Below are 17069 nucleotides of genomic sequence, written 5' to 3' on the forward strand. Positions count from 1 at the left end.
AGAGGGAGTTAACTCCGCAGCGCTGACGGACCAGAGAAAGAGGGGGTGAAGCACCCGCGCGGAAGCCGGCGAATGGGAAGCTACTTAGGAATGAATCCTTTGGCGAGCGCGGCCGTAATGTCCGCCGCAGAGGCCGACTTGCACTGACTGGCATTCTGCCCACTCCAAAGCGGAGTGAAATCGGTGCTGCCCTTTTTCTCTGCCGCTGCCCGCAAAGGCCCCATCGCATTGGTTGCCAGCGGAAACTCAGGTGAGGCAGAGCTGAGAGGGCCTAGTTCTCGCATGACGCGGTTGACGATACCGCGGGCTGGCCGGCCAGTGAATACGTTGGTAAGTGCCGTGTGGCGCGCCGCCTCGCTTTGCAAGATTGCGCGATGAGCTGCCGAGGTGCTCGCCTCGTCAGCACACAAATAGGCGGTACCCACCTGCACCCCCGCAGCACCCAGTGCCATGGCAGCACGTACGCCCGCAGCATCGGAGATGCCTCCTGCGGCGATGACCGGCACACGCACCGCAGCCACTATTTGCGGCAGAAGAGTGAAGGTGCCCATCTGCTCCGTCAGGTCCATACTCAGAAAATGCCCGCGATGCCCGCCAGCCTCCAGCCCCTGCGCGATCACGGCATCGGCTCCATTCGCCTCAAGCCATAGCGCCTCCTGCACGGTAGTGGCTGATGAGAGCACGAATGCCCCCCACGCCTTGACGCGAGCCAGCAAATCAGGCGCCGGAAGGCCGAAGTGAAAGCTCACTACCCTTGGTTTGAATTCGGCCAGCAACGCAGCCGATTCCGCGCTGAATGGCAATCTTCCGGGGCCGCCGGGGATGGCGGCCATATCCAGCCCGTGTTCTACGTAATAAGGCGCGAGCGCCTGGCGCCAAGCGGTATCACGCGCCGCATCAGGCGGGGGTGAGGTGTGGCAGAAGAAGTTGACGTTGTACGGCACCCCCCCGGCCTGCATCTTCTGCAGCTCAGCGCGCAACGCATCGGGCGCCAGCATGGCGCAGGGCAAGGAGCCCAGCACACCAGCATCGCTAGCCGCCAAAGCGAGCGCACTGCCCTGGACTCCTGCCATTGGAGCCTGGATAAGGGGATAGGAAACGCCTAAGTGTTCGCTCAAGGTATTCATGTGCGTATTGTCGCCGGGGACTTGCGCATTCTGGAAATATTTAATATATTAAATAAATGGCTGAATCGACCGCCCTCAAACACCGCAATTTGCCCTTGCTGCTCCTTAAGGCGCGTGAAGCGCTGATGGAGACTCGTCGGCCAGCACTGCGTAGCCACGGGCTGTCAGACCAGCAGTGGCGCGTTCTGCGTGTGTTGTCTGACCCGGCGAATGCTTTGGGGCTGGAAACTGGTCGCTTGGCGCGTGAAGCGCACTTGCTGGGACCTAGCCTGACGGGAGTGCTCTCGCGGATGGAGCGTGATGGGCTGGTTCTGCGCCAGCGCAGTGAGGCGGATGCGCGCCGTAGCGTGGTTCGCATCACAGAGGTGGGAGAGGCGCTGGCCATCTCGCTTTCTGTGGTGATCGAATCGCAATACAGCGACCTGGAAGCAACGATTGGCCAACCCAAATTGAACAAGCTCTACGCGCTGCTGGACGAGTTGATCGCCTTGCAGCAGATAGACCAGAAAGAGGGGATTGCAATGACCGAGGACGATTTATGAGTGCGACGAATACGTGGCTGCCGCAAGGCACGGTGTACGGCACCTTGCTTAATTTCCGGCGCGAGCTTGATCTTTGGGCGCCAAAGATGAATGAAGCTCCGTACAAGGCGCCGCCCAAGGCACCCGTGCTCTACATCAAGACCGCCAACACTTTCGCACCCTGCGACTCTGTGGTTGCTGTAACAGGTGAGGTGGATGTAGGTGCCACGCTCGGATTAGTGATAGCAGATGCAGGGAACCAAGCCGCGTCTGGCTCATGGAATAGCGTGGCCGGGTGCGTGCTGATGAACGATCTGAGCATTCCCCACGCGAGCTACTACCGTCCGCCGCTTAGGTTCAGAAACCTTGATGGTTTTCTTGTCTGCGGCTCTGCGGAGCGGTCCATTGTAGATATGGGTGATCCCTCTGCCCTCACGCTTGAGGTTCGCATCAACGACCAATTGGTACAGCGTGTGGATCTATCCACCCTGGTGCGTAACGCCGCTACGTTGCTGAAAGACGTAAGCGCATTCATGACTTTGCAGCCGGGCGATGTGCTGATGCTGGGCACGGATTGCCTGGAGGGCGGTACGCGGCCAAGGGCCAAGGCGGGCGACCGTATTGAAATCACCGCGCCGGGCTTTGCGCCCCTCGCGCACACTTTGACCGCGGAGGAAGCATGAAACACGCCCGCATTGCCTGGGCTGGCGCCGTGCATGACGCGATCTTGCAAGACGGCCAGCTTGAACTCGTAACCACTGCTTTCAAAGGGAAGCGCCTGGATTTTTCAGAGGTGGTGTGGCTGCCGCCGCTTGCCCCCATGCCGCCCCGAAGGCCGCGCTCCGTGCTGGCGCTGGCCATCAACTATGCAGATCACGCGAAAGAGCTGGCGTTCAAGCCACCTGAGGAGCCTCTGGCCTTCCCTAAGAGTGATGCCTCGTTCATCGGCCATCGCGCCTCTACCGTGCGGCCTCTGGATGCAACCAATATGCACTACGAGTGTGAGCTTGCCGTGGTGATTGGGCGCGAAGCACGCCGCGTGAAGAAGGGAGATGCGTATGACTTCGTTCGCGGCTACACGGTGGCTAACGATTACGCCATTCGCGATTACCTGGAAAACTGGTATCGCCCCAATCTGCGCGTGAAAAACCGCGATACATGTACCCCTATTGGCCCTTGGCTGGTGGATGCGGCAGATATTGCGGACCCTATGAAGCTGGCGCTCAAAACCACAGTAGATGGCAAGGTAACCCAGCAGGGCACCACAGCCGACATGGTGTTTGACGTACCCACGTTGATTGAGTATTTCACGAGCTTCATGACGCTCTACCCCGGCGACGTCATCCTTACTGGTACGCCTGACGGCGTGGTTGATTGCCCTGCAGGCAGCCACGTGGTGTGCGAGATCGAAGGCATAGGCGTGCTGGAAAACACCATCGTCCATCCAAATTCCTAGGACACTTTCTTCAAACCCTCCAAGTGGCATCAAGCCTAGAAAGCTGTGAGACAACTATGAGAATCGATCATCTCATCGATGGCAAGCCGGTCGCCGGCGCCGACTATTTCGAGACAGTGAACCCTGCTACCCAGGAAACACTCGCTGAGGTCGCCTCCGGGGGCGAGGCGGAAATCCATGCTGCCGTGGCCGCTGCCAAAGCAGCGTTCCCCAAGTGGGCGGGACTGCCTGCCACGGAGCGCGCCCGAAAAATCCGCGCTCTGGGCGAACTGATTGCCAAGCATGTACCGGAGATTGCCAAGACCGAGACGGATGACACCGGGCAGGTCATCTCCCAGACCGGCAAGCAACTGGTGCCGCGCGCGGCAGACAACTTCTCCTACTTCGCAGAGATGTGCACACGCGTGGATGGTCACACCTATCCCACGCCCACGCATCTGAACTACACGCTGTTCCACCCGGTGGGGGTCTGCGCTTTGATCAGCCCGTGGAACGTGCCTTTCATGACCTCCACCTGGAAGGTCGCTCCCTGCCTGGCCTTTGGCAACACGGCGGTACTCAAGATGAGCGAGCTGTCTCCTTTGACAGCGGCTCGGCTGGGTGAGTTGGCTCTGGAGGCCGGCATTCCTGCGGGTGTGCTGAACCTCGTTCATGGCTTCGGCAAGGAAGCCGGTGAACCCCTGGTGGGGCACCCGGATGTGCGGGCCATTTCTTTCACCGGTTCCACGGCCACGGGCCACCGCATCGTCCGCTCGGCTGGCTTGAAGAAATTCAGCATGGAGCTAGGAGGCAAGAGCCCCTTTGTGGTGTTTGATGATGCGGATCTTGACCGGGCGCTGGATGCCGCCGTCTTCATGATTTTCAGCAACAACGGCGAGCGTTGCACCGCAGGTAGCCGCATTCTGGTGCAGAAAAGCATCTATGCGGAGTTCGCCAGAAAGTTTGCTGAGAGGGCCAAGAGGATCACGGTAGGCGATCCGCAAGACGAGAACACCATCATCGGCCCCATGATCTCCAAGAATCATCTGGCCAAAGTGCGTAGCTATATTGAGCTGGGCCCTAAAGAAGGGGCAACACTCTTGTGCGGCGGGCTGGACCGGCCAAGTTACGCGCCGGAACTGCCTGGCCGTGTAGCCAAGGGCAACTATGTATGGCCTACGGTATTCGCTGACGTTGACAACCGCATGAAGATTGCGCAAGAAGAAATCTTTGGCCCTGTAGCGTGCTTGATTCCGTTCACAGATGAGGCGGATGCCATCCGACAAGCCAATGACATTGACTACGGTCTTTCCAGCTATGTCTGGACCGAAAACATTGGCCGCGCCCACCGTGTAGCCGCCGCCGTTGAGGCGGGCATGTGCTTCGTCAATAGCCAGAACGTGCGCGATCTGCGCCAGCCCTTCGGGGGAACCAAGGCTTCAGGCACTGGTCGTGAGGGAGGCACCTGGAGCTATGAAGTTTTCCTGGAACCCAAGAATGTGGCGGTGTCGCTGGGTTCCCATCACATACCGCACTGGGGAGTCTGAACATGAAACGTCGTCAATTGTTGTTGGCCACTGCATCCGCTTGCGCGCTGCCTCTGTCCGTACGTGCTCAAGCCTGGCCGGGAAAGACTATCCGCATCGTTGTGCCATTCACGCCAGGTGGCACCACGGATTTCGTCACACGCCTGGTGGCCGTTGAAGCTGCCAAGTCTCTGGGCCAAACCATTGTGGTGGAGAACAAGCCTGGTGCGGGCACGGTGATCGGTGTCGACAGCGTGGCCAAATCTGCACCAGACGGTTACAGCTTCGTCACGGTGGCCAATAGCTTCTGCGTGAACGCCACGCTGATCAAGAAGCTGCCTTACGACACACGCAAGGACCTTCGCCCCGTAGCCTTGATGGGTTTGTCGGAACACGTGCTGGCCACTCACCCCGCGAGCGGGCTCAAGACCGTGGCAGACATCGTGGCACAGGCCAAGGCTGGCCAGAAGCTGAGTTATGCCTCGTTCGGAAACGGAACTTCGGCGCACTTGGCCGGAGAAATGCTGAAGACGCAGTTGGGCCTGGACATCGTGCACGTGCCGTACAAAGGGCAAGCGCCTGCGTTGGCTGATCTGCTGGGTGGACAAGTTTCGATGATGTTCGGCAACTGGCCCGAGTTTCGCAACCACGTGCAATCGGGCAAGCTGGTGGCGGTGGGCATGGCGACGGCGCAACGCTCTACCTATGCGCCAAATGTCCCCACTTTGACCGAACAAGGTCTGAAAGTCGAATCCAACTCATGGAATGGCTTGTTGGCGCCAGCCGCTGTGCCGGATGCCATCGTGCAACGCATGAACGCAGCCGTGATCGCTGCCATGCAGTCGCCCACCCTGGTGGAAGCGTTTCAAAAGGGTGGTATTGCCGCCAAGAGCGGTAGCCCGGCGCAATTCTCGGACTACATCGACAGCGAAATCGTGCGTTACGCCGAAGTCATCAAGAAAGCTGGCATCGCGTCCGAAAGCTGATCGCGCACCACTGACCGCTGAACGCCAATAAGGAGACAAACCATGGGCCAACTTGCCCTCGCTGCCAAGGTCACCCATGTGCCCAGTATGTATCTGAGCGAACTGCCGGGCGATCGCCATGGCACACGCCAAGATGCCATCAATGGGCACCTCGAAATCAGTCGCCGCTGCCGTGCGCTGGGCGTAGACACCATCGTGGTGTTCGATACACATTGGTTGGTGAATGCCAACTATCACCTCAATTGCGCGCCGCGGTGGTCAGGCACCTACACCAGCAATGAGCTGCCGCATTTCATCAGCAATATGGAATACGGTTTCTCAGGCAATCCAGAGTTAGGGCGATTGCTGGCCAGGACGTGTAGCGAGCAGGGCGTGGAAACACTGGCGCACGACGCTACGACCTTGGCGCCGGAATACGGCACGTTGGTTCCCATGCGCTACATGAATGCCGACAAGCATTTCAAGGTGATCTCGGTTTCTGCTTTGTGCACCAGCCACTATCTGAACGACAGCGCCCGCCTCGGCTGGGCCATGCGGGAGGCGGTGGAAAAGCACTATGACGGCAAGGTTGCGTTTCTCGCCAGTGGATCGCTCTCGCACCGCTTCGCGCAGAACGGTTTGGCGCCGGAGTTCGCGTTCAAGATCTGGAGCCCCCTGCTTGAGAAGCTGGACGACGAAGTCATCCGCATGTGGAAGAGCGGTGAGTGGAGCGATTTCTGCGCCATGTTGCCGGAGTACGCTACCAAAGGTCATGGTGAGGGTTTCATGCACGACACCGCCATGCTGCTGGGCGCACTGGGTTGGTCTGCCTACGATGGAAAAGCCGAGGTGGTGACGCCTTACTTTGCAGCTTCAGGCACGGGGCAGATCAATGCCATTTTCCCGGTGACGCCTCAAGACGGCCAGGCCGTGCCGCAGCCAGAAGCGTCTCGCGCGACCAGCTACCGCTCTTTCTCCAGAATTTGAAGCCCACGGATATTGTTATGCCCCATCTTGTTGTTCTCTACACCGGCAACCTCGACAAGCTCACTGATATGAGTTTGCTATGCCGCAGCCTTGCTGACGCCATGCTCACCGTGAGGGACGAAGCGGGCGCCCAGGTTTTCCCCACAGGTGGCACACGAGTGCTGGCCTACCCAGCGCCCTATTACGCAGTGGCCGATGGCGGAGCTGCCGGCAAGGCCGCGGGAGGTGATGGGGACTATGCCTTCATCTACCTGAATCTGCGCATGGCGCGGGGGCGCAGCGCCGCCACGCAGCAGCGGGCCGGGGAGGCTTTGCTGGCTGCAGCGCGCGAGTGCATAGACCCCATCATGAAGCATCAGCATATTGGACTGACCGTCAACGTAGACGAAGGTGCGGAGGTGTTTGACGCCAAACACAGCACGCTACACCCCCTGTTCAAGAAGCCCTGAACCATGCTGAACCCTGAACAAATCAAGCAACTGGCCCGTGAGTTGCACGAGTCCGAGAAGACACGCGTGCAGGTGGAGCACTTTTCCAAGCGTTTTCCTGAGATGGCCGTGGAAGACGGTTATCGCATCGGCCGTGCGTGGGTAGCGCTTCAACTGGCCGAAGGGCGCAAGGTGATAGGGCACAAGATTGGCCTGACCTCGCGCGCCATGCAGATCAGCAGCCAAATCGACGAGCCTGACTACGGCACCTTGCTGGACAGCATGCTCTACACCGCCCCGCCCGGCCAGGTGCTTGAGATTCCCACTAACCGCTTCATCGCGCCGCGGGTGGAGGTGGAACTGGCCTTCGTGCTGAAATCGCCTTTGAAAGGCCCGAACGTAGATGTGGAGCAGGTGCTGGAAGCCACGGAATACGTCACCCCGGCTATCGAAATCATCGATTCGCGCATTGAGCAGTTTGATCGCCACACCAAAGCGATGCGCAAGGTCTACGACACCATCAGTGACAACGCCGCTAACGCCGCCATCGTGGTTGGTGCCAGCCGCGTGCACCCGATGTCCGTAGACCTACCCTGGGTGGGCTCCATTCTTCGCCTTAATGGCACGGTGGAAGAGACCGGCTTGGCCGCGGGCGTGCAGGGGCATCCGGCAGTGGGTATTGCCTGGCTGGCCAACAAGCTGGCGCCTTGGGGAGAGTCGCTGCAGCCGGGGCAGATTGTCTTGGCAGGCTCCTTCACGCGTCCCGTGGCCGCGCAAGCGGGCGACTTGTTCGAGGCGGATTACGGCCCGCTCGGCATGCTGGCATTCAAGTTCATTTGAAGGACAACAATGGAAACGCCTCTTAATCCTTTCAAGCAAGCCTTATTGGAAAAGCGCCAACAAATTGGCTTCTGGCTCAACGTACCCAACACCACCACGGCAGAGATCTGTGCCGGTGCGGGGTTTGACTGGTTGCTCATTGATGGCGAGCACACTACGCATAGCTTGCAAACCATCTTGCACCAGTTGCAAACCATTGCCGCCTACCCAGGCACGCACCCCATCGCGCGCATGCCCATGGGACACGGCCACGTAGGTGAAATGCTGATCAAACAGTACCTTGATCTGGGGGTGCAAACCCTGTTGGTGCCCATGGTCGATACGGCTGAGCAGGCCCAGGCTATCGTGCGTGCCGCGCGCTATCCAGGCCCTGATGGCTCAGGCGGCATCAGAGGGGTGGCTGGCGGGCGGGCGGCGCGTTGGGGCCGGTATCCGCGCCATGTGCACGAAGCCAACGACCGTGTGTGTATTCTGGTGCAGGCAGAGTCACGCACCTCTATCGACAACCTGGAGGCTATTGCCGCGGTGGATGGCGTAGACGGTGTCTTCATTGGCCCCGCCGATCTTTCTGCTTCCATGGGTCATCGAGGCAACGCAGCGCACCCTGAAATGCAGGCCATCATGGAAGATGCCATCCGCCGCATCGTACGCGCTGGCAAGGCCGCCGGCATCCTGACGCCTGACGAGGCTGCGGCACGCCGTTATATTGAGTGGGGCGCCACCTTCGTGGCCGTGGGGATAGATACATTGAGCCTGGCGCGCGAGACCCAGCGTCTGGCGAGCGCCTTCGCATCTAGCGCAAAGGTAGCGCCATGAACGAGCAAGAATGGCAGGCGCGGCAGCAACTGGCTGCCTGCTACCGGATCTTCGCCATGCTCGGCTGGACGGAATTGATCTACAACCACATCACGCTGCGCCTGCCTGATGAGGCGACGGGTGGAGAAAATCAATTCCTGATCAACCCCTTTGGCCTGCACTACACGGAGGTCACCGCCAGCAACCTGGTGAAGGTCAACCTGGCGGGGGAGATTTTGGATGGGTCGGCTTACCCCATCAATCCTGCCGGCTACACGCTGCACAGCACTATCCATGGCGGAATAGAAGGCGCGCATTGCGTGATGCACACGCACACTACGGCCGGGGTAGCCGTGGCTTGCATGAAGGAAGGCCTGCAGCAAACCAATTTCTACAGCGCGCAACTGCACGGCATGCTGGCGTATCACGCCTTCGAAGGCATTACTGTGCACGCTGAAGAAGGCCCGCGCGTGCTCGCGAGCATTGGAGACAAGCGTGCGGTGATCCTGCGCAATCACGGGCTGCTGGCTTTAGGAGAGACGTTGCCACAGACCTTCGCCATTCTCTGGACTTTGCAGCGTGCCTGCGAGATCCAGTTTGCGGCCTTCAGCATGGGTGGCGCACAGGCGGTGATTCCCGTTTCAGAAGCCATTGCGGCCAACTGCACACGAGATGCCCTGCAGTTTGATCCCAAGCATGGGGCAGGGCGCGATGTATGGAACGCGATGGTGCGGCAACTGGATCGGATGGATGAGAGCTATAAACGCTGAATGTTCAAAAAAATAGCAATATATGGTGCCGGCGCCATTGGTGGCTGGTTGGGCGCGGGTTTGGCGGCACAAGGCGCGGAGCTCAGTGTGGTGGCGAGAGGCGCCACGCTGGAGGCCCTGAGTCAGTATGGCTTGCGTTTGCGGGGTCAGGGCGCCGATGGGGTGGAGCTGGAAACCACTTGTGCGGTACGCGCCAGTGAAGACCCCTCCGCTCTGGGTGTGCAAGACCTGGTGATCGTGTCCGTCAAGGCCCCGGGGATGGCGGATGTGGCGAGCCGCATCGCGCCCTTGCTGGGGCCGGAAACGGTGGTGCTCACGGCCATGAACGGAGTGCCTTGGTGGTTCCTGCAAGGCTTTGGCGGTGAGGCACAAGGCCAGACGTTGCAGTCGGTTGATCCCGGCGCCGTTATTGAGCGAGCCATTGCGCCGTCACATGTGGTGGGCTGTGTCGTGCATGCCAGTTGCTCGGTCGATGCACCTGGTGTGATACGGCATCACTTCGGGAAAGGCTTGATCATTGGCGAGCCAGCAGGGGGAGAAAGCCCTCGGGTACGCGCATTGGCCGAACTCTTGAAGCAGGGAGGCTTTGATTGCACCGTGTCCCCGCAGATTCAGAGAGACATCTGGTTCAAGCTCTGGGGCAACATGACCATCAACCCCATTAGCGCCTTCACCGGGGCTACTGCGGATCGCATCATGGATGATGAACTGGTGCGTTCCTTTGTCAGCGCCGTGATGCTGGAAGCCCGCGAGATTGGCGGGAAGATAGGCATCCACATTACCCAGGAGCCCGAAGACCGCCATGTGGTGACACGCAAGCTGGGTGCCTTCACCCCTTCCATGTTGCAGGATGTGCGTGCTGGCAAAGCGGTAGAGATCGACGCACTGGTTTCAGCGGTGCGCGAGCTCGGCCAGATCACCAAGGTGCCTACGCCTTTCACAGACGCGTTGCTGGGGCTGGCTCGCCTGCACGCCCGTGTGCATGGCCTGTATCCCGGGTAAGTGTGAATGAGCGGCACCACTCGCGCGCTTAGCGGCACCGCGTTTATTACGCTGCTCTCCATTGCTCTGCTGATGGCGGCCAATCATGTGGCTGCCAGGATGGCATTCGATCATGGTGTGGACGTGGCCACCGCCGTGGCTGTTCGCTGCTTCGCCACGGCGTTGGTAGTGGGTGCATTGCTTGTAGTGCAGCGCGTCACCGTCAAATTGAATGCCCGCCAGAGAAAGGGATTGCTCTTTATTGGCTTGCTGATTGCAGTTCAAAGTTTGTGCCTGTATTCGGCTGTGGCGCGGTTGCCGGTGGTGTTGGCCCTGTTGGCCTTCAATAGCTACCCCTTATGGACCGCGCTGTGGGCTCGTCTTTTCTATCAGCATCAGCCCGAACGTGCGTTGCTTCTAGCCATGCCTGCCATCTTGATCGGTTTGGTGCTGGCGCTGGATGTATTTGGGAAAGCATCCGGGTTGGGGGCCGCTGGCCAGTGGCGTGAAATTGGCGCTGGAGTGGCATTCGCCCTTGGAGCGGCCGCCACCTTTGGCCTGGCTTTGGTGCTGACGCAGCATGAAGCAGGCGGCCTCGATGGCCGGTTACGCACTTTCTCTACCATGTCCATCGTGAGCGTGCTGGCAGTGTGCGGTGTGCTGTGGCAGGGCGGGCCACACCTTCCGACTGCACCGGCGGGATGGTGGGGTTTGGCACTTTTAACGCTGCTCTACGGCAGTGGCATCACCATTCTTTTTACCGTGCTTCCGCGCCTGGGTGTAGTGGGTAACTCGGCCATCATGAATGTGGAGCCCGTTTTTTCGCTGGTGTTGGCCTGGCTGATTCTGGGGCAGGCTATTTCGCCGGTGCAGGTGCTGGGGGCGTTGATTGTTGTTGGGGCGGTGATGTGGCTGGGAATGAGAAGGCGCTGAGGGGTCAGCCGTGCCCCAAGTCCGATAGCCGCCTGAAGTAGCGCAAAATCCGGCCTGAGCCAGCCTGTAATACGATCCAGCCCATGACTTCATTATCTGCCCCTGATTCCGACGGAAACTCCCCCGAGGACGACGCTACCCTCGTGATCATCGAAGCGCTTGACGAAGTGCTTGGCGAATTGAGCGAGCATCACGAATCCATCCCGATGTGGGAGTTTTGTGATGGCGCCATCACGGCGTTGCTATGTACCCGCCGGCAGATACCTGAAAACGAGTATCTCTCCGTTATTTTGAGCCTGAATGCAGACGAGTTGAACGCAGCCACCGGCTTTGCCAGCGAAGCGCAGCGCACGCGTTTTCAGATGAACTGGCTGGCGCGAGAAGCACAGATCCGCGCGTCGCTGGATGCCCCGGTAGAAGCGCTCGATGATCCACGCGCGCTCGATCCTGTGGTGATGGACATGCGTGGCATGGTGGCCGCTCAACCACTTGAGGACGCCTCACCAGAGGAGGAGAACGAAGAGCCGTTGGCCGCGTTCGCCTACCCTTGGGCGCAAGGCTTTATGGCTGTCGTCGAAACCTGGGATCAGGAGTGGGAACCCCCACGCGACAAGGCCATTGCTTCCGATATGGCCGATGCGCTGGATTGCATCCGTGCGCTGTGCTCGGATGACACCGCCGAACCCGCGCTCAATCTCTTCGAGGAAGAGGGCCCACCGAGCGTGAGTGAGGAACGCATGGAGCAATTCGGCGAAGCTTTGTGGGCGGTCTATGACCTCTACGCCATCGCGAAAAGCCTGGGCCCCCGCGTCGATCCCATACGCAATGATGCCAAGGTGGGGCGCAACGACCCGTGTTCTTGCGGAAGCGGAAAGAAATTCAAGAAGTGCTGTGGCGCGTAGCGGTTTTTGACGGCTCTTTCGGACATGCCGGACTCATTCACGCCTTCTGAGCGCTAGACATGGTCCTGAACCTCGTCTGGCTCGGCTTTTTCCTCAGCGCCTTTATCGTGGCGCTGATTCAACTGGCGCTCGGTGATCTGACGGTATTGCCCCGGCTGCTCACCGCCATGTTCGAATCTGCCAAGACGGGTTTCGAGATCTCCATCGGCCTGGTCGGCATCATGGCGATGTGGCTGGGCTTCATGAAGATAGGAGAGCGCGCAGGCATGATCGATGCGTTCGCGCGCGGCGTGAATCCTGTCTTCCGCCACCTGTTTCCCGGCATTCCGCCCAGGCATCCGGCCCAAGGCGCGATGACCATGAACATCAGCGCCAATCTGCTTGGCCTGGACAACGCCGCCACTCCGCTGGGTCTGAAAGCCATGCAGGAGCTGCAGACGCTCAACCCCAAGCCTGACACCGCCACCAACGCGCAGATCATGTTCCTGGTGCTGAACACCGCCGGGTTGACGCTGATCCCCACATCGGTCATTGCCATCCGTCAGACCATGGCCGTCAAGCAGGGGCTGGTGAACTTCAATGCAGCTGACATTTTTCTGCCGACTTTGCTGGCCACCGGGTGTTCATTTCTCTCTGCTCTGATTGCGGTCGCGGTGGTGCAGCGTCTGCCCTTGTGGCGAGCGGGTTTGTTGTTACCGCTGCTTGCTTTCACGGTGCCCGTCATTGGCCTCGTGATGTGGTTAAGCCGTTTTCCTCCTGATCAGGCGGCGCAGTGGATGGGGGTCATTGGCGCGGGCTTCATATTTTCCGTAGTGGTGCTGTTCTTGATCGGCGGCATGGTTCGGCGCGTCAACGTATATGAGACTTTCATAGAAGGCGCCAAAGAGGGCTTTGGCGTCGCGGTGCAAATCATCCCCTACCTGGTCGCCATGCTCGTGGCGATTGCAGTGTTCCGCGCTGCAGGCTTGATGGAGCTGCTGATGAATGCCATTGCCTCCGGCGTGGCTGCACTAGGCCTTCCCACAGATTTTCTACCTGCTTTGCCCGTAGGCCTGATGAAGATTCTTTCCGGCTCCGGCGCACGCGGATTGATGGTGGACGTGATGCAGACCTACGGCGTTGATTCTTTCCCTGCCAAACTCGCCGCCATTATTCAGGGCTCGACGGAGACCACGTTTTACGTGCTCGCCGTGTACTTCGGCAGCGTGGGCGTGAAGAACACACGCCATGCGCTGCCATGTGCGCTGTTTGCTGACTTGGTTGGCCTGGTGGCCGCAGTGATGGTGGCCTACGCATTCTTCAAGTAGGGCGAGAGAAGCGTTACCTTCGCCCTTTCAAAGTCTTCCCAGCTGGCGTGTCATGGTCGTTAAAATTTGTCTTTCCCAATGGGAAAAGACTAGCCACTCGAAGGCCGAGCGCAGCAATGGCCCGAGTGGGTATCCCACCCCTTGAGGCCGTGCTGAGGAGCGCAGGGCAAGGGGCCGGCCATCCGGGGGCGGGCAAGAGCACTGAAAGATGCTCTTGCTTCGTGAACTAGCTTGCGGCAGCTGTTTGAACGTAGTGAGCGAAGCGAAAGAAGAGAGTTCTGCCGCACCGCCCCGGATGGCCGGCCCCCTTGACCGAGCACCGGAGGGTGCCCGGAGCGAAGCGTAGGGACACGGACTTGGGGTCGCCTTTCTTTTGCCTACTTTTCTTCGGCCGGCGCTCCGGTGGCGAAGCAAAGAACAAGTAGGTGCGCCGCCGGGCGCAATTCCCGGCCTCCGCCTTCAAAAAAAAGCAGAAGGTAACTATTACGCGCTGCCAACAAATCAACCGCCGCTTGCCCCCACCCCAACCCCCCCCCACACGGAGAGGGAGTGAACAGCCTCGGGTTCTGGGGCTCAAGTCGGCAGGCATGCCTGCATCAGTCTCTCCCGCAAGCGGGAGCCAGCAGCAAGCCGATATCGAAAGAAGCTGTTACCCCCTGTTTCCAAGCCCAATGACGTTCGGCACTGGTGAGGGCGAAGACCGCCCGATATGGTGAGAACTCATCATGCACCGCCACACCACCTCGCTTTGCCACTCAGCAACCAACCGCACCTTGGCGGTCTTGTGCGCAGCTTGGCTCGCGGCCCCTGCTCCCTCGCAAGCTGAGCAGGCAGCCTGCGATCGCGAAGCGCGTGCAGACACATCTTCACTGGCGCATCGCCTTTCCTCTGTGGCTCTGCGCGAACACAAGCTCATGGGCGGTGCTTTGATTGATGCAGGCGGCGGCCTGATCCGCCAAGGCTTTGCAGAAGCAGAGCAGGACCGCGCCCCCGAATCCGATCGCCCCACTTGGCAGCGTGTGTGGAATTACTGGCGCTCCACCCGCGCAGGTCCACCTTCTGCCATGGCCGCACACCCTTCGCCGGCGCAATTGCGCGCCATGCTGGTGGATCAGCCTTGGTCGGCGGTGTTCATTGGCCACGTCATGCGCCAAGCCGGTTTGGATGAGCGGGAGTTCCGGTACTCTGCCAGCCATCAGGACTATGTGCGTGCCGCCTTTCGTAGCACTGAGACGGAGGAGCGTGGAGATGTCACTCCATACGCTTACCGGGCCTGTGACCTGGGTGTTACCGCCCCGCGTGTGGGCGACCTCATATGCTTTGCGCGTGATCGTGACAGCCGGGAAGACACCTTTCACAAGCTGAGGCAGTCGCTGGGAGCACGCAACGTCAGCATGCATTGTGATCTGGTGGTGAGGCGGGATTCGGCCAACATCGAGGCGGTGGGCGGGAATGTGGTTCAGTCGGTCACCATGCGGCGCCTCGGGTTGGAGTCAGATGGGTCTGGGCGTCTATGGTCCGCGTACTTTGAATCAGAGCACACCCGCCGAGCCCGGGAGCAAGCTGTGTCTGTGGCAGAAGGCCTCGCACAGGCGATGCTGCCCGATACCTACCTGAATAGAAAACCGTGGAGTGTGCTGCTGCAACTGCGTGGAGCAGATTCTCAGCTCGATTCCGCAGGCGGAAAAATGCGAACGGCCAAGCTCAAGCTCGGAGCACTACCGCCGCAGGAATGAGCCGGCTTACAAACCGGCCGCACGTTTCGCGGCAGGTTTCAACCAAGTTCCCAGCTGTATTGCGAGATGCGGTTACTTGCCTGCCTGGCGCCGCATATCGGCTTCCCATTGCTTGCCCATCTGGATCACTTCTGCATCGCTTTTGCCGGTGGCCTTGGCGCCCAACAAGCCGCGATAAGTCTTAAGCTGGGCATCTTGCGCGACGCCCTGCATTTTCCTTTGATGTTCTGCATTGCGGAGTGCGGACTCTTTGCGTTGGGCCTCTTCGCGAGCGTCTCGTGATTTGTCCCGGTCAGCTAGCCCAGGAGCGCTGATGATGATCAGTGCTGATGCCACTATCCAGGATGCACGGTAGGAGGAACGGGCCATGAGTTATCTCCAGAGTAATGCCGTGGGGTGTGAGGCGAGTACCTTGCTGGTGTCTGTGGTGCCTCAGCTTGGCTTCTGCCGGCGCTGCAAGCGGCGCATCCCTTGCAATCCCAGCAGGCAGCAAAGCGAAAGCAAGGTCCATTGGCCTAGGGTGGGGACAGCTGTGACGCTCGGAGGGGGTGTGCTGGTTGGAGGCAAGGCGATCACCCTCGGATACTCGAAGGCGCCGATATCGATGGCACTGCCGATGATGCGGGTGGCACTGGCGAGATCCAGGTTGAAAATGCTGGGAAGGGCGCTGTTCAAGCCTCGGTTGAGGGCGTCAGACGCGGGAGTGAGTGTGTAATCGCCGCCTGCGGGATTGGCAAACCCAGGATTGCCCGTGCGTCGAAATGGGTCGGGAGGCAGTGGCGTCTCCAGCTCACCATTACCATGGATCAGGTTGTGTGATTCCACAAAACCGGGGGCCAAGTCGAATGGGTAGTTCAGGCCGTAGCTGGTGTTAAAAGCCGCTATGTTGTTGCGCATCGTTCCGCGCAACTGGGCACCTTCGTCAGTGCGCGCGGCAACCCACATCCCGGTTCTGCCGTGCGCCACGGTGTTATTGACGATATGTGCCGTGACGTTGCTGATTCCCATGGCATTCACCACAAGCGCGCCTGGGCCGCCCCTATTGCCCGATTGACCGTACACCAGATTATTGAAGATGCCTGCTTGGGTTTCACCTCCAAGGGTACGCAAGTCGATGCCGTTGTTGAACATGCTCCCATGCACCCGGTTACGGTCTATCGTCACGTCCAGGCCGCCGGCAGCTTGGTAGACGAAGATGGCACCGCATTGATCCAGGTTGTTGGCTGTGATGTCGTTGTTGCGTATCACCACGTCTGAGCGAGCTTCTCCCGCCTGATACAGCGCCACCGACACGCCATCAGTGCAGAAGTCGGTGACTCCTCTTATACCCAGCCGGTTGCCTTCGATAAGGGCGGAGATGCTGCCGTAGAGGTCGCCGGCAGTAGTAGTCCGCACTTCGATTTTGGTGCCTTCGGAGTCGGGGAAGGTGTTGTCTATCACTTGCAACCGCAAGTTGCCGCCCCCGTCGCCGAGCAAACCGAGCACGCTTCCCGCGAAATTGAGAGAGCGAATCGTGACCTCAATGTTTTCGTTCGTGGCGTAGGCCATGGCCGTGGTGAGGGTGGGGGTGCGGCCAGCCGCTGGCCTTAGGGTGAGGGACTTTTGGATGTCCAGCCCTTCTGCGTTGGTGGTGTCGAAGGCCAGCTCAATCACATCACCGGGATCTGCCGCATCAATGCACGCTTGAAGGGTGCCGTTACAAGGTGCCGCGCCCGGGTAGCTGAGCGTGGCACCGAATGTGGGCCACGCTGCCAGGCAGGCGGTGAGCGCCAGCATGGTGCGAGCGTGACGAAGCGAGTTGTGCATGCGGACTCCA

18 protein-coding genes are annotated in these 17069 nt (G+C 59.8%); 15 read left to right on the forward strand and 3 right to left on the reverse strand.

The genetic code is table 11. The annotated features are described in order from the left end of the window. Nucleotides 1-80: 80 nt before the first annotated feature. Nucleotides 81-1127: an NAD(P)H-dependent flavin oxidoreductase gene (locus tag G518_RS0107055; protein WP_028601919.1), complete on the reverse strand. Its 1047-nt coding sequence runs from the start codon at nucleotides 1125-1127 to the stop codon at nucleotides 81-83. A 56-nt stretch (nucleotides 1128-1183) separates the two neighbouring features. Between G518_RS0107055 and hpaR the strand changes: the two genes are divergently transcribed. The 15 genes from hpaR to G518_RS0107130 all read left to right on the forward strand — a co-directional run bounded on the left by hpaR (nucleotide 1184) and on the right by G518_RS0107130 (nucleotide 15253). Further along, nucleotides 1184-1669, forward strand: a complete 486-nt coding sequence (gene hpaR, locus G518_RS0107060) for a homoprotocatechuate degradation operon regulator HpaR (protein WP_028601920.1) — start codon at nucleotides 1184-1186, stop codon at nucleotides 1667-1669. Further along, nucleotides 1666-2331: a fumarylacetoacetate hydrolase family protein gene (locus tag G518_RS0107065; protein ID WP_028601921.1), complete on the forward strand. Its 666-nt coding sequence runs from the start codon at nucleotides 1666-1668 to the stop codon at nucleotides 2329-2331. Before hpaR ends, G518_RS0107065 begins: the two co-directional genes overlap by 4 nt. Beyond that, nucleotides 2328-3104 (forward strand): fumarylacetoacetate hydrolase family protein, encoded by a 777-nt coding sequence (locus G518_RS0107070; RefSeq protein WP_028601922.1) that lies wholly within the window; start codon nucleotides 2328-2330, stop codon nucleotides 3102-3104. Before G518_RS0107065 ends, G518_RS0107070 begins: the two co-directional genes overlap by 4 nt. Before the next feature lie 56 nt (nucleotides 3105-3160). Next, entirely contained in the window at nucleotides 3161-4630 is a 1470-nt protein-coding gene (gene hpaE, locus G518_RS0107075) for a 5-carboxymethyl-2-hydroxymuconate semialdehyde dehydrogenase (protein ID WP_028601923.1), read from the forward strand. Nucleotides 4631-4632: 2 nt separating this feature from the next. Continuing rightward, a complete protein-coding gene (locus G518_RS0107080) occupies nucleotides 4633-5595 on the forward strand; it encodes a tripartite tricarboxylate transporter substrate binding protein (RefSeq protein ID WP_028601924.1) in 963 nt (320 codons plus the stop codon). Between the two features lie 42 nt (nucleotides 5596-5637). Continuing rightward, entirely contained in the window at nucleotides 5638-6561 is a 924-nt protein-coding gene (gene hpaD / locus G518_RS0107085; RefSeq protein ID WP_028601925.1) for a 3,4-dihydroxyphenylacetate 2,3-dioxygenase, read from the forward strand. 17 nt (nucleotides 6562-6578) lie between these two features. Further along, nucleotides 6579-7010 carry a 5-carboxymethyl-2-hydroxymuconate isomerase gene (locus tag G518_RS0107090; protein WP_028601926.1) on the forward strand — a complete coding sequence of 144 codons (432 nt, stop codon included), beginning with the start codon at nucleotides 6579-6581 and terminating at the stop codon, nucleotides 7008-7010. 3 nt (nucleotides 7011-7013) lie between these two features. Beyond that, nucleotides 7014-7829: a 2-oxo-hept-4-ene-1,7-dioate hydratase gene (gene hpaH, locus G518_RS0107095; RefSeq protein WP_028601927.1), complete on the forward strand. Its 816-nt coding sequence runs from the start codon at nucleotides 7014-7016 to the stop codon at nucleotides 7827-7829. A 9-nt stretch (nucleotides 7830-7838) separates the two neighbouring features. Beyond that, a complete protein-coding gene (locus G518_RS0107100; RefSeq protein WP_028601928.1) occupies nucleotides 7839-8645 on the forward strand; it encodes an aldolase/citrate lyase family protein in 807 nt (268 codons plus the stop codon). Next, the gene (locus G518_RS34245; protein ID WP_051236162.1) at nucleotides 8642-9394 is read left to right on the forward strand and encodes a class II aldolase/adducin family protein; all 753 of its coding nucleotides are present in this window, start codon (nucleotides 8642-8644) and stop codon (nucleotides 9392-9394) included. Before G518_RS0107100 ends, G518_RS34245 begins: the two co-directional genes overlap by 4 nt. Beyond that, the gene (locus tag G518_RS0107110; protein ID WP_028601929.1) at nucleotides 9395-10396 is read left to right on the forward strand and encodes a 2-dehydropantoate 2-reductase; all 1002 of its coding nucleotides are present in this window, start codon (nucleotides 9395-9397) and stop codon (nucleotides 10394-10396) included. 6 nt (nucleotides 10397-10402) lie between these two features. Next, nucleotides 10403-11308, forward strand: a complete 906-nt coding sequence (locus tag G518_RS0107115) for an EamA family transporter (RefSeq protein WP_028601930.1) — start codon at nucleotides 10403-10405, stop codon at nucleotides 11306-11308. Nucleotides 11309-11391: 83 nt separating this feature from the next. Further along, nucleotides 11392-12210 (forward strand): YecA/YgfB family protein, encoded by an 819-nt coding sequence (locus G518_RS0107120; protein ID WP_028601931.1) that lies wholly within the window; start codon nucleotides 11392-11394, stop codon nucleotides 12208-12210. Between the two features lie 59 nt (nucleotides 12211-12269). Further along, nucleotides 12270-13517 carry a nucleoside recognition domain-containing protein gene (locus G518_RS0107125; protein WP_028601932.1) on the forward strand — a complete coding sequence of 416 codons (1248 nt, stop codon included), beginning with the start codon at nucleotides 12270-12272 and terminating at the stop codon, nucleotides 13515-13517. Nucleotides 13518-14242: 725 nt separating this feature from the next. Continuing rightward, a complete protein-coding gene (locus G518_RS0107130; protein WP_028601933.1) occupies nucleotides 14243-15253 on the forward strand; it encodes a DUF2272 domain-containing protein in 1011 nt (336 codons plus the stop codon). A gap of 72 nt (nucleotides 15254-15325) precedes the next feature. On the opposite strand, the gene G518_RS0107135 is transcribed toward G518_RS0107130, so the two are convergent. Both G518_RS0107135 and G518_RS0107140 read right to left on the reverse strand, forming a co-directional pair. After that, nucleotides 15326-15622, reverse strand: coding sequence for a hypothetical protein (locus G518_RS0107135; RefSeq protein ID WP_028601934.1), 297 nt, complete (start codon nucleotides 15620-15622; stop codon nucleotides 15326-15328). 63 nt (nucleotides 15623-15685) lie between these two features. Next, nucleotides 15686-17059: a hypothetical protein gene (locus G518_RS0107140; protein ID WP_028601935.1), complete on the reverse strand. Its 1374-nt coding sequence runs from the start codon at nucleotides 17057-17059 to the stop codon at nucleotides 15686-15688. Between the last annotated feature and the right edge of the window lie 10 nt (nucleotides 17060-17069).

This window comes from Ottowia thiooxydans DSM 14619 (assembly GCF_000422885.1).
Classification (GTDB): Bacteria; Pseudomonadota; Gammaproteobacteria; order Burkholderiales; family Burkholderiaceae_C; genus Ottowia; species Ottowia thiooxydans.

What these genes read in the sequence shown, in the direction of transcription:
- G518_RS0107055 (WP_028601919.1), bottom strand. Translation starts at nt 1,127, where the DNA reads ATGAATACCTTGAGCGAACACTTAGGCGTTTCCTATCCCCTTATCCAG.
- hpaR (WP_028601920.1), top strand. Translation starts at nt 1,184, where the DNA reads ATGGCTGAATCGACCGCCCTCAAACACCGCAATTTGCCCTTGCTGCTC.
- G518_RS0107065 (WP_028601921.1), top strand. Translation starts at nt 1,666, where the DNA reads ATGAGTGCGACGAATACGTGGCTGCCGCAAGGCACGGTGTACGGCACC.
- G518_RS0107070 (WP_028601922.1), top strand. Translation starts at nt 2,328, where the DNA reads ATGAAACACGCCCGCATTGCCTGGGCTGGCGCCGTGCATGACGCGATC.
- hpaE (WP_028601923.1), top strand. Translation starts at nt 3,161, where the DNA reads ATGAGAATCGATCATCTCATCGATGGCAAGCCGGTCGCCGGCGCCGAC.
- G518_RS0107080 (WP_028601924.1), top strand. Translation starts at nt 4,633, where the DNA reads ATGAAACGTCGTCAATTGTTGTTGGCCACTGCATCCGCTTGCGCGCTG.
- hpaD (WP_028601925.1), top strand. Translation starts at nt 5,638, where the DNA reads ATGGGCCAACTTGCCCTCGCTGCCAAGGTCACCCATGTGCCCAGTATG.
- G518_RS0107090 (WP_028601926.1), top strand. Translation starts at nt 6,579, where the DNA reads ATGCCCCATCTTGTTGTTCTCTACACCGGCAACCTCGACAAGCTCACT.
- hpaH (WP_028601927.1), top strand. Translation starts at nt 7,014, where the DNA reads ATGCTGAACCCTGAACAAATCAAGCAACTGGCCCGTGAGTTGCACGAG.
- G518_RS0107100 (WP_028601928.1), top strand. Translation starts at nt 7,839, where the DNA reads ATGGAAACGCCTCTTAATCCTTTCAAGCAAGCCTTATTGGAAAAGCGC.
- G518_RS34245 (WP_051236162.1), top strand. Translation starts at nt 8,642, where the DNA reads ATGAACGAGCAAGAATGGCAGGCGCGGCAGCAACTGGCTGCCTGCTAC.
- G518_RS0107110 (WP_028601929.1), top strand. Translation starts at nt 9,395, where the DNA reads ATGTTCAAAAAAATAGCAATATATGGTGCCGGCGCCATTGGTGGCTGG.
- G518_RS0107115 (WP_028601930.1), top strand. Translation starts at nt 10,403, where the DNA reads ATGAGCGGCACCACTCGCGCGCTTAGCGGCACCGCGTTTATTACGCTG.
- G518_RS0107120 (WP_028601931.1), top strand. Translation starts at nt 11,392, where the DNA reads ATGACTTCATTATCTGCCCCTGATTCCGACGGAAACTCCCCCGAGGAC.
- G518_RS0107125 (WP_028601932.1), top strand. Translation starts at nt 12,270, where the DNA reads ATGGTCCTGAACCTCGTCTGGCTCGGCTTTTTCCTCAGCGCCTTTATC.
- G518_RS0107130 (WP_028601933.1), top strand. Translation starts at nt 14,243, where the DNA reads ATGCACCGCCACACCACCTCGCTTTGCCACTCAGCAACCAACCGCACC.
- G518_RS0107135 (WP_028601934.1), bottom strand. Translation starts at nt 15,622, where the DNA reads ATGGCCCGTTCCTCCTACCGTGCATCCTGGATAGTGGCATCAGCACTG.
- G518_RS0107140 (WP_028601935.1), bottom strand. Translation starts at nt 17,059, where the DNA reads ATGCACAACTCGCTTCGTCACGCTCGCACCATGCTGGCGCTCACCGCC.